The 11,740-nt window shown below is 41.2% G+C and carries 10 protein-coding genes; 5 read left to right on the top strand and 5 right to left on the bottom strand.

From position 1 onward, the window contains the following. Positions 1-6 precede the first annotated feature (6 nt). The gene (locus QZ576_RS02815; RefSeq protein WP_297093879.1) at positions 7-1,956 is read right to left on the bottom strand and encodes a sialate O-acetylesterase; all 1,950 of its coding nucleotides are present in this window, start codon (positions 1,954-1,956) and stop codon (positions 7-9) included. A gap of 98 nt (positions 1,957-2,054) precedes the next feature. On the opposite strand from QZ576_RS02815, the gene QZ576_RS02810 reads away from it, so the two are divergent. The 3 genes from QZ576_RS02810 (at position 2,055) to QZ576_RS02800 (ending at position 5,232) form a co-directional block, all read left to right on the top strand. Further along, a complete protein-coding gene (locus tag QZ576_RS02810) occupies positions 2,055-3,086 on the top strand; it encodes an AI-2E family transporter (protein WP_297093878.1) in 1,032 nt (343 codons plus the stop codon). A gap of 11 nt (positions 3,087-3,097) precedes the next feature. Then, positions 3,098-3,697, top strand: a complete 600-nt coding sequence (locus tag QZ576_RS02805) for a carboxymuconolactone decarboxylase family protein (protein WP_297093877.1) — start codon at positions 3,098-3,100, stop codon at positions 3,695-3,697. An 80-nt stretch (positions 3,698-3,777) separates the two neighbouring features. Then, the gene (locus QZ576_RS02800) at positions 3,778-5,232 is read left to right on the top strand and encodes an aminoacyl-histidine dipeptidase (protein ID WP_297093876.1); all 1,455 of its coding nucleotides are present in this window, start codon (positions 3,778-3,780) and stop codon (positions 5,230-5,232) included. A gap of 37 nt (positions 5,233-5,269) precedes the next feature. Here QZ576_RS02800 and QZ576_RS02795 read toward each other — a convergent pair whose 3' ends face one another. From QZ576_RS02795 to QZ576_RS02780, 4 genes are all read right to left on the bottom strand, one after another. Beyond that, positions 5,270-5,746, bottom strand: a complete 477-nt coding sequence (locus QZ576_RS02795) for a hypothetical protein (protein WP_297093875.1) — start codon at positions 5,744-5,746, stop codon at positions 5,270-5,272. A gap of 35 nt (positions 5,747-5,781) precedes the next feature. Further along, positions 5,782-6,348, bottom strand: coding sequence for a nitroreductase (locus tag QZ576_RS02790; RefSeq protein ID WP_297093874.1), 567 nt, complete (start codon positions 6,346-6,348; stop codon positions 5,782-5,784). 240 nt (positions 6,349-6,588) lie between these two features. Continuing rightward, positions 6,589-8,004 (bottom strand): arginine decarboxylase, encoded by a 1,416-nt coding sequence (locus QZ576_RS02785; RefSeq protein WP_297093873.1) that lies wholly within the window; start codon positions 8,002-8,004, stop codon positions 6,589-6,591. Between the two features lie 177 nt (positions 8,005-8,181). Beyond that, positions 8,182-9,210 (bottom strand): agmatinase family protein, encoded by a 1,029-nt coding sequence (locus QZ576_RS02780; RefSeq protein ID WP_297093872.1) that lies wholly within the window; start codon positions 9,208-9,210, stop codon positions 8,182-8,184. Between the two features lie 107 nt (positions 9,211-9,317). Between QZ576_RS02780 and QZ576_RS02775 the strand changes: the two genes are divergently transcribed. Together QZ576_RS02775 and nspC are read left to right on the top strand one after the other, a co-directional pair. Then, positions 9,318-10,511, top strand: a complete 1,194-nt coding sequence (locus QZ576_RS02775; protein ID WP_297093871.1) for a saccharopine dehydrogenase family protein — start codon at positions 9,318-9,320, stop codon at positions 10,509-10,511. A 69-nt stretch (positions 10,512-10,580) separates the two neighbouring features. Next, positions 10,581-11,717: a carboxynorspermidine decarboxylase gene (gene nspC, locus QZ576_RS02770; RefSeq protein ID WP_297093870.1), complete on the top strand. Its 1,137-nt coding sequence runs from the start codon at positions 10,581-10,583 to the stop codon at positions 11,715-11,717. The last annotated feature ends 23 nt before the right edge of the window (positions 11,718-11,740 follow it).

Genomic DNA, 11,740 nt, shown 5'->3' with positions numbered 1-11,740 from the left:
CCTGTATTATTTTTGAGTGATGACTCTCCAATTATCGGTGCGGAACGGAAGCGCCGGCAATCCCGCACTGTTAACCAAATTACAATCCGGATTATTTGCCCATGCATAGCGCACTGCAACCGGGTTCTCTACTTCTTTGGCACTTACAATAATTTCATCAGCAACAATTTTTGCATCGGCCCAATAAAACTTTTGATCTTCACCGGCAACGGCAAAACCTGTAATTGCTTCGCCGTCCGATGTAGATAATCCGTCCGCAATTTCAGTAAACTGAATGCGGATTTTGTTGCCCTCAATTTTGTAGTATTTCATAACCGGTCCGGATGCCTGAACATCCATGTTATAAACCAGTTTTTGAGCCACCGCTGCCAAACGATTTCCCACATCAGTTTTATTGGTGGGGTGAATATTATCTGTTTCTCCCAATTCAATTATACAAGCCATTCCGGTATTTGGCAACTGTAGAGTTTTGGTTTGCGACTCACGCAATACGGCCCATTTCCCATCAGCCGGTTTAGCATCCTTTTTCATATAATTAGGTAACTGCACCCACAGAAATGGCAAAAATCCTTGCTGCCAACGTATCCGCCAATCGTTGATCATCAACGGTAAAAGCATTCTGTAATCGTAAGCCATATTTTCGTTTGCCTCCCCCTGGTACCAGATAAAACCGGCTAAACCATATGGCACAACAGGATTAATCATCGCGTTATATAAATAAGATGGATAGTACTGAAAGTTATGAATGGTCGGAATCGTTTGTTCCAGATCCTTTTTGTATTTCCATTCGCCGGTGAGACTTATTTTTTCAGCACCGTTGCTCAGATAAATCTCTTCAGCCGGAGGATTGATTCCTCCCCCTCCCCACAAAGCAGCCATTCGTAATGCAATGGTATTTTCACCTTTTTGTAACAACGCTGCAGGAATTTTATAATCGTGGGTAAGATTGGCATTCCACTGTGTTTTACAGATTTCAGCTCCGTTGAAATACAGCGAGTAATTCATTTCCGGATGTCCAAGATTCAAAGTCAATTCTTTGCCAACAAACTGCGCATCCAATTCGATTGTTTTTCGCAACCAGATCATGCCCTCGTAAAACTCAGGTTCCCATTCGCTAACATTACCCGGCACAGTTACTGTTTTCCAGTCACCGTCCTTAAAATCAGGATTAGGAATTATGGTGTCCATTCCATTTTTTGGATTGTAAACGATATCCCAGAACTTGACCAGATTAAGACTATCTTTTACAAAATGATCTTCAGTAACCGTATCATTCTGCAATACTTTATTTTGCATCACCGGTTCCGAAAGCAACATCTCGCGGCTGGTCCATGCTTCAACCGGCGTTCCACCCCAACTACTTTGTAAAATACCAATAGGAATATTAGTGGTTTGTTGCAATTTCTTGGCAAAATAATAGGCCACTGCCGAAGCTTCTCCAACACTGGTCGAATCACAAACTTTCCACGCAGTTTCCAGAGTATTATCCAGCGGAGTGATACTTATATCGTGAGGCACATTAAACAGACGAATCTTTTCGTTTAAAGCTGCCGGTATTTCCTCATCAGCACCATCAGCCTGCTGCACCTGCCATTCCATATTCGATTGCCCTGATGCGAACCACACATCACCTATCAACACATCCTGAAAAACGACTGATGCCTCCTCATTTTCACCTTCGTAAACTTTCATTTCATAAGGACCACCGGCTTCCATTTTCACCAAATTTATCCTCCACTTTCCATCTTCATCGGTGGTCGTCAATACTTCCTGCCCAGCAAAGGTTATAGTTAAATCTGCTCCGGGTGTTCCCCATCCCCAAACAGGAATCGGCTTTTCGCGTTGCAGAATCATATGATCGCTAAAAACATATGGAAGCGACACTTGTGCATGTAATGAAACTGATAACAGGAGGAGGGTTAAAAGTCCGGTAAGTTCTTTAATTTTAAAGGTCATAGCATACTTATTGTAAAAACTACAACAAACATACAAAATTTAAGCAATAACAAACAGGCAACAAAGTTTTTTGTATTTTCCCCAAATAATCGCTGATCATGGAAACAAGCAAAAAAATCTACATTTTCTTAGTCCTTATCACAATTGTTGTGGTTTGTATTTACGCCCAGTCAATTATTATCCCGTTTATTTTGGCCATTCTGTTTTGGTTCCTCATCCGGGTAATTAAAAAATTACTGGTGAAAGTGAAATTCATTGGCCGCATGCCCAAATGGATCATCACCCTGTTTTCGGCATTGGTATTGATTGGCTTTTTGACACTTGCCGTTACCATGATCTCAAAAAACATTAAAACGCTGTCGACAACCTTGCCGGTTTACGAAGCCAACGTAAATAAGATAGCTCAGCAGATCAACCAGCAATTCGATATCGACCTCATGAATATGGCCGGAAATTTTGCAAAAGATCTGAACTTCGGGAGTATTCTTTCGTCGCTGTTAAGCACTTTAACAGGGTTGTTTGGAAACGCATTCACCGTGTTACTTTACCTCCTGTTTTTACTGTTGGAAGAGCCGATTTTTCCGAAGAAGTTAAAGGCCATGTACCCGGATAAAGAACGTCATGAGCACGTAAAAAAACTGGTCGATAAAATTGATCACTCCATTGGAAACTATGTTGCGTTGAAAACCCTGACCAGTCTCTTAACTGGTTTTCTGAGTTATTTTGCCTTACTTTTTATTGGTATCGATGCACCAATTTTCTGGGCCTTTCTGATCTTTGTTCTCAATTTTATTCCAACTATCGGATCATTGATTGCAACAGCCTTTCCTGCAATATTTGCCATCCTGCAGTTTGGCGAAATCACTCCGGGAATATTGGTTCTCTCCATTGTTGGCGCCATTCAAATGGTAGTTGGCAACTTCATTGAACCGAAACTAATGGGAAACACGTTAAACATCAGCCCGCTGGTAGTATTTCTAACGCTGGCCATTTGGGGCGTGATCTGGGGAATTTCAGGCATGCTTTTAAGTGTACCAATCACTGTTATACTGATAATTATAATGTCGGAATTTCCGGGCACACGTCCGTTCGCCATTCTATTAAGCCAGCGAGGAACCATTAACGAATAATTTTTTAGAAAATGAAACAACCACTTGTAGCTCCAAAAACCGGAGATTCTGATCCTGAATTACAACAACTGATCGAATTTTACGAAGAGACACTTGGATTTTGTCCCAACAGCGTAAAAACCATGCATCACCGGCCGCGCATTGCTTATGCATTTATCGAAATGAACAAGGCTGTGATGGAAAACCAGGGACGTGTTACCAGTGCTTTGAAACGAATGATTGCCTACATTAGCAGCAATGCCGCAGGCTGTCGTTATTGCCAGGCACACGCCATCAGAGCTGCAGAACGTTACGGCGCCGAACAGGAAAAACTCGATAACATTTGGGAATATAAAACGCAGCCGGCCTTTTCTGAAGCTGAACGTGCAGCACTTGATTTTGCATTTGCAGCGTCTATTATTCCAAATAGTGTTGACGACCAAATTGCAGAAAACTTAAGAAAGTATTGGGATGAAGGCGAGATAGTGGAAATAACCGGAGTGGTTGCTTTGTTTGGCTATCTCAACCGATGGAACGATTCGATGGGTACAGAAATTGAGAGCGGAGCAATAGAATCTGGCGAAAAACTATTAAGTAAAAAAGGCTGGGATACCGGGAAACACTCGTATTAACTAACCGATTTCAGACCTGTCATCTGTCAACAAATTTTTCCTTTCATTTTTCCAACTTTGTACTTCTAAATTTCTAGAAAATGAAAACATTAGCAGCGTTAAAACCGCAACCTCTTTTTAACTATTTCGAGGAGATTTGCCAGGTACCACGGCCATCGAAAAAAGAGGAGAAGATAAGACAATATTTACTTGATTTTGCAAAGCAAAATAAACTGGAAGCAAACACTGATAAAATTGGGAATGTAGTGATAAAAAAGCCTGCCAGTAAAGGCATGGAGCAGGCGCCAACCGTTATTCTTCAAACGCATATGGACATGGTTTGCGAAAAAAATTCGGACCAGGAATTTGATTTTGATAATGACGCCATTGAGCCGATGATTGTTGACGGGTGGGTGAAAGCAAACGGAACAACACTGGGAGCCGATTGCGGAATTGGTATTGCAGCGCAACTGGCGGTGCTGGCTTCAAATGAGTTAAAACACGGCCCAATTGAATGTCTGATTACCGTTGACGAAGAAACCGGATTAACAGGGGCTTTTAATTTGCAGCCGGGCTTTCTTTCAGGTTCTGTTTTGTTAAACCTCGATTCGGAAGACGAAGGTGAACTATTTATAGGGTGCGCCGGAGGAATAGATACGCTCGCTACTTTTGATTTCCAACAGGAAGAAACTCCCGAAAACGCAATCGGTTTAAAAATATCAGTTAGCGGACTTTTAGGTGGTCACTCTGGCGACGATATTCACAAAAACCGTGGAAACGCTAACAAAATCCTCAACCGCTTTTTGTGGAACTGGAACGAGGATTTTGAAATCCGTCTTGCAGAATTTAACGGCGGAAATCTACGTAATGCCATTGCCCGCGAAGCTTATGGAATTATCACAATTCCTGTCGATAAAAAAGATGAAGTGTTGGCTTCATTCAACAAAATGGCGGCTTCGATAAAAGATGAATTTCAGTTTGCAGAGCCAAAACTGGAAATCACTTGTATAGAAGTTGAACTACCGACTTTTGTGGTTGATGCAGATACACAAAACAAACTTTTAAATGCTGTTTATGCTTGTCCGCATGGTGTTTTGGAAATGAGTTCGCGTATGGAAGACATGGTGGAAACCTCAACCAACCTGGCTTCGGTTAAATTTACTAACGACAATAAAATAGAAGTAACTACCAGTCAGCGCAGCGAAATTGAAGGACGAAAATATTATGCCGCCGAAACCGTAAAAGCTGTTTTCAACCTTGCCGGAGCCACGGTAAAACATAGCGACGGTTATCCGGGTTGGACGCCAAATCCGAATTCTGACATTTTAAAAACCACAGTTGAGTCTTACAAAAAGCTATTTGGTAACGAACCGGTTGTTCGCTCTATTCATGCCGGATTGGAATGCGGATTGTTCCTCGAGAAGTACCCACACCTCGACATGGTATCTTTTGGGCCAACTATAAAAGGAGCTCACTCGCCCGATGAAAGGCTGGACATTTCAACCACTGAAAAGTTTTGGAAACACCTGGTTGATGTGCTTGAAAACATAAAATAGAATACAAGAAAAATGAGCTTCAAATGAAGCTCCATTTTTATTCTTTGTTGAAATAAAATGATCGTAATGCAATGCTGGTTCCTGAACTTTCAGGATTCCGCTTTTCGACAATCCGAATTTGCAGTGTGTGCTTTCTGTTTTTTAAATCTTTATCCAGCGTAAAACCTTTTAATGTTGCATCCTGCTGATTTGAAAAAACATCCAACTCAAACCAGGGTTGTCCATCAAGGCTATACTCAATAATTCCTGAATTGTTGTCGGAGTATACCAAAATACCAATAGCAGTTCCTTTAAATCTGAATTTGATAATCTCACCGGGATATTCTCCTTTTAGCACCTTTTCTTCCGATACACTTGTCATTTCCCAGCCTTTAATCGGCTTTGGCGGATCAGGTGAAATAAAAACAGGATTCGGAAAATCTTTCCCGTCAACCAAAGTTGATAAATCCTGATCGGTTTGTGCCAGTGCAGTGAAACACATGACAAGAAATAAAAAGACTCCCAGTATACGCATGATTCAGAATTTTTGAAAAGCTGAAGGTAACAATTTCAATCTTTCCATTCAATTTTTTCCTTCCAGTCTCGACGTCCCGGCGAAGGAAAATCCATCATTACCTGCCCAACGTAAAAGAAGCCCATACTTTTTTGGTTGTTTTCCAGCTCAAGCAATTCATCGAACAACTCGATAAAACCCGGCGTTGCCCAAAAGGCAGCCAGATCCATTTCAGTTGCTGTTAACCACATATTTTGCACTGCCATAGAAACCGCCGCAATTTCTTCCCACTCCGGTAAACGACCGGCAGAATCAGGCTGCAAAATTACCGCAATTGCCACAGGTACACGCTCAATGGTTGATGCAAACTTTTCGATTTTCTCCGGAGCAACCGGATATCCTTCCTTTTGTTTTTCCAGCAGTAAGGCTTTGGCATCGGCAGCCAGTTTGGCTTTGGCTTCGCCACGGTACACTTTAAATCGCCAGGGTTCCGTTTTTTTATGATTTGGTGCCCAGTTGGCACTTCTCAGCAACTCCTCCACCGAGCCGTTTGGCAAGTCTTTTTTTGCAAATAAACGTGGCGGTGTCGCTCTTCGGTTTTTTATAATTTCAGTAACTGACATATAGTTTTTTTTAAGAAAAACACAGTTCCCCGAAAAAGGTTGAATGATTTTGCAAAGCCATTATGCCGCCGGAAAGGATTGATGGAGATTGATGAAAGATTGATGTTTGAAATTAAATACGCATCTCCATTCGATCACATAATAAGATTAATCAAATATAACGACACCCGGGAAAAGATTTTTCTCTCTATCCCGAAATGACAAACAACTAAAGCTGTAAACTGAGACTGAGACTGAAAACTATTCCTCGTCCTTGGTATACCCCAGAATTTTGAACATTTCATCTGCCGACTGCTCGTTACGATACACATAATCGAAGAAATTACCTTTCTCATCGCGATCGATAATTACATGCTTTGGTGCCGGAATTAAACAGTGTTTAATTCCGCCGTAACCACTAATGGCATCCTGATAGGCTCCCGTGTGGAAAAATCCAAGGTACAACGGCTCCTTATCATCATCAGAATAAGCAGGAAGTAAAACCTCCTGGTTAAAGTCTTCCGAGTTGTAATAATCCGAGTGGTCGCAACTGATACCGCCAATATTGGCACGTTTGTATTCGTTGTTCCATTTGTTGATAGGCAGCAAAATAAACTTCTCAAAAATCGACCACGAATCAGGAATGGTATTCATTAAACTGTTGTTAATGATGTACCAGCTTTCGGTATCGTTTTGCTGTTTTTGCTCCAACACCTCAAAAATTATTGCTCCACTTTCGCCAACCGTATATTTTCCGAACTCGGTGTAAATATCCGGATCAGGTAAATTTTCAGCCGAGCAGGCCGTTTTTATATTCGAAACAATTTCCTTGATCATGTACTCGTAATCGTACTCAAAACCAAGGTGGTTACGAATTGGAAAACCTCCACCAAGGTTAAACGAATCGAGTGTGTCGCACTGCTTTTTCAGCTCCACATAAAGCTTCATTGCTTTTTGGAACTCGCCCCAGAAATACAAACTGTCTTTAATCCCCGAGTCAACAAAAAAGTGAAGCATCTTCAATTCAATGTTTTTCTTGCCTTTAATTTTTTGCTGGAAAAACTCCGGAATATTAGTGTGCCTGATTCCCAAACGAGAGGTGTAATACGCCGACTGCGATTCTTCGTTTATCGCCATGCGGATACCCACTTTTACTGTTTCGCCATTGGCCAGTTTTTCAATTCGGTCAAGCTCGTTAATACTATCTAAAACAATAATATTATTCTTAAAACCAAGTCGTTGCAGTTCAATGATTTTCGTAAGGTATTCCTGCGTTTTATATCCGTTGTGAATGATCTTCCGGTTCTTATCGATTTTTTTATCCTTAAAAAGATGCAGGATCAGATCGATGTCGTACGATGATGAAGTTTCGAGGTTTACATTGTGTTTTAATGCCTCGTTAACCACATGCGAAAAGTGGTTACATTTTGTACAATAACAGTAATAATATTTGCCATTATAATTGTTCTTTTTAATGGCCTTGTTAAACAGGTTACGCGATTTTTTTATTTGTTCCCCAATTTTCGGCAGGTATATAAACCTAAACGGGGTACCGTATTTTTTAATCAGATATTTTAAAGAGATTCCGTGAAAGGTTAACGAATCACCTCTTAAATCAAAGCCTTCCTGCGGAAAGTAGTAGCTTTGCTCAATCAAATCAAAATAAGTATTCTTCATCTACGTAGCCATAAAAATTATTAGTGTTTTTGTATTTTTTTCAAAACGCAAATAAAAATATTTTTTTCGAATAATTGCGTCAGAAAATGAAATCTGCCCAAACACTCTTCTATTTTAATATTCCAAACAAATGGAAACGTTCTTTCAAAGTAAGAAAATAAGTGGCACCAATCAAAATTAACCGGCCAAACAACTGAGTTTATATATAATCCTGGCGGCAACTTTGGCATCCCACTCGGCATTTCCAGTTTCGCAAACATCAAAACCAATAATGCGGCGGCCACTTTTCAAAATCTTTTTAAACAGATAAACAACCTGGTTGTAATCGACCCCTCCCGGAACAGGCGTTCCTGTTTGCGGACAAAGTTTCGGATCCAGACCATCAACATCAAAACTGATATACACATTGCCGGGTAATTCGCTAATAATTTCGTTGCATTGTTCGTCCCAGCTTGCACCATTAAATTGTTCTTCTTTCAGCTGCTCATCGAAATGCATTTTAATGCGGTCGTTATTTTCGGCAAACTCAACTTCTTCGTCGCAGCAGTCACGAATTCCAACCTGCGCCAGCTTTTTAATTTCGGGCATTTGCACAGCATTGTAAAAAACAGATGCATGCGAATAGGTAAATCCTTTGTAAGCATTTCTCAGGTCAAGATGCGCATCAATCTGAACCACGCCAAAACGCTCGTATTTTTCCGACAGTGCGGTTAAATAACCCAACGGCGTACTGTGATCGCCACCAATCAATCCCACAATTTTACCGGCATCGAGCAATTTTTTGGTTTCACGATACACAAAAAAGTTCATGGCCTCGCACTGTTCGTTAATCTCCAATAAAGTTTGTTGCATTTCTGCATTTTCAGCAACAACTCCCCCATTTTCTAAAAAATCGATATATCGGACAGCTTTTGGACGAAGCTGATTTCTGATCTTCATAACCGCCTCGCTTACCGGCTGAAAATAAATGCCGCGTTTCCAGGCATCTCTTACATCCAAATCGAATAAATTAAGCTGCGACGAAACTTCCAGAATTTTTTTCGGAGCCTCTGCCGTTCCTTCTCCATACGAAACTGTAACATCCCACGGCACCGGAAACAGCACAACTTCAGCAGTTTTTTCATCAAACGGAAGCCCAATAAAGTTGCCGTTTTTCAGCCCCACACCATTTGTATTAAAATCTTTATTTTCGAAAGTTTCACTCATCAAAAAAAATGCTTAATTTGTCTCTGATTTTTTGCAATATTCATACGAAATTACAATATTCATATGAATAATTTTATGTTATTGAATTAAAATGATTAAACAAGAAAATGAGTAAAGTTTTAATAATTGGAGCAGGTGGTGTTGGCCGTGTGGTTGCCAGCAAGTGTGCAGATAACCCGGAAGTTTTTTCAGAAATTTTATTGGCCAGCCGTACCGTTTCTAAGTGCGATGTAATAGCAAAAGAAGTGGGTAAAGGCAGAATTAAAACGGCGTCGTTGAATGCCGATAATGTTGCCGATACTGTTGCGCTGATTAAAGAGTTTCAGCCGGAGTTGGTTATCAATGTTGCGCTTCCGTACCAGGATCTTCCGATTATGGATGCCTGTTTAGAGACCGGCGTAAATTATTTAGATACTGCCAATTACGAGCCAAAAGACGAAGCTAAATTCGAATATAGCTGGCAGTGGGCTTACCACAATCGTTTTAAAGAAAAAGGCATTATGGCTGTGCTGGGTTGCGGATTCGATCCGGGCGTAACCAGCATTTATACGGCGCATGCAGCCAAACATCATTTTGATGAAATGCACTACCTAGATATTGTAGATTGCAACGGCGGCGACCATGGTAAAGCATTTGCCACCAACTTTAACCCGGAAATTAACATCCGCGAGATCACTCAAAACGGACGTTACTGGGAAAATGGCCAATGGGTAGAAACCAAACCTTTTGAAATTAAACAGGCATTAAATTACCCGAATATCGGTGCAAGAGATTCATACGTTCTTTATCATGAAGAGCTGGAGTCGCTGACCAAAAACTTCCCAAGTTTAAAACGGGCTCGTTTTTGGATGACTTTCGGCCAGGAATACCTGACTCACCTTCGTGTAATCCAGAATATTGGAATGAGCCGCATTGATCCGGTAAAATACAAAGGTGTTGACATTATTCCGTTGGAGTTCCTGAAAGAGGTACTTCCAAATCCGGGAGATCTTGGCGATAAATACACCGGCGAAACATCGATCGGATGCCGCATTAAAGGTGTAAAAGACGGCGAAGAAAAAACCTACTACGTTTGGAACAACTGTAGTCACCAAAAAGCATTCGAAGAAACTGGTACTCAAGGCGTTTCATACACGACAGGTGTACCTGCAATGTTGGGTGCCATGATGGTGCTTACCGGAAAATGGCAGGGCAAAGGCGTATTTAACGTTGAGGAATTCGATCCGGATCCGTTTATGGAAAAAATCGGAGAACACGGACTGCCGTGGAACGAAGAGATTAATGGCGATCTTGAAGTGTAACAACATACTTGCTTCGAGCCCCGGGTTAATAACTTGGGGCTTTTTATTTAACCGCTAAAATTTCAGACTTTGAATTATAAAGAAATACCGTCGCCAGCTTTTGTGCTCGATGAAAAACTGCTTCGTAAAAATCTTGAACTGATCAACAGTGTTCAACAAGAAGCTGGGATTGAGATTATCCTTGCATTTAAAGGATTTGCCATGTGGAGCGCCTTCCCCATTGTGCGTGAGTATTTAAAGGGTGCAACAGCCAGCTCGTTGTACGAAGCTCGTTTGTGTTTCGAGGAGATGAAAACCCGTGCACATCTTTATTCGCCGGTGTACCTCGACCATGAATTTGATGAATTGATGAGTTACAGCAGCCACATTGTTTTTAATTCAGTCAAACAGTTTGAGAAATATTACGAACGTACTCAAACTGCTGATCACAAAATCTCCTGCGGAATTCGCGTAAATCCTGAATATTCTGATGTTGGCACCGATCTTTATAATCCAAGTGCACCGGGATCGCGTTTAGGTGTTGGCAGCAACGAAATGCCGGATGAACTCCCCGAGGGTATTGAAGGCATTCATTTTCATGTGTTGTGCGAATCGGATTCATTCAGCCTGGAAAAAGTACTTAAGAACCTCGAAAACAAATACAGTAAATACCTGCACCAGGTAAAATGGGTGAACATGGGCGGCGGTCATTTAATGACACGTAAAGGTTACGATCACCAACATTTAATTCAGTTGCTCACTGCTTTCAGAAAAAAATACGATGTAAAAGTGATTTTGGAACCCGGCAGTGCAATTGCATGGGAAACCGGAGTATTGGTATCAACCGTTCAGGATATTGTGGAACACAAAGGCGTAAAAACTGCAATTTTGGATGTTTCATTCACAGCCCACATGCCCGACACGCTTGAAATGCCTTATCGCCCGAAAATTGTTGGAGCCAAAGATCCATCAGAAGAAAGCCAGCATCTTTACCGTTTGGGAGGCGGTAGCTGCCTTGCCGGCGATTTTATGGAAGCATACGATTTTGGCCGCCAACTGCAAATTGGCGAGCAAATTGTGTTCCTTGACATGATTCATTATACCATGGTAAAAACCACCATGTTTAACGGTGTTAATCATCCGGCAATTGCCATCTGGACAAAGGATGACAAACTAGACATCGTTCGAAAATTTAGATACGAAGATTTTAAAAACCGCTTGTCGTAGTGCAATATTACCTATTAAAACTA

The organism is uncultured Draconibacterium sp. (assembly GCF_913060805.1).
Taxonomy (GTDB): Bacteria; Bacteroidota; Bacteroidia; order Bacteroidales; family Prolixibacteraceae; genus Draconibacterium.
Note: the sequence above shows the minus strand (reverse complement) of the source record. Positions and strands in the feature narration are given on the sequence as shown.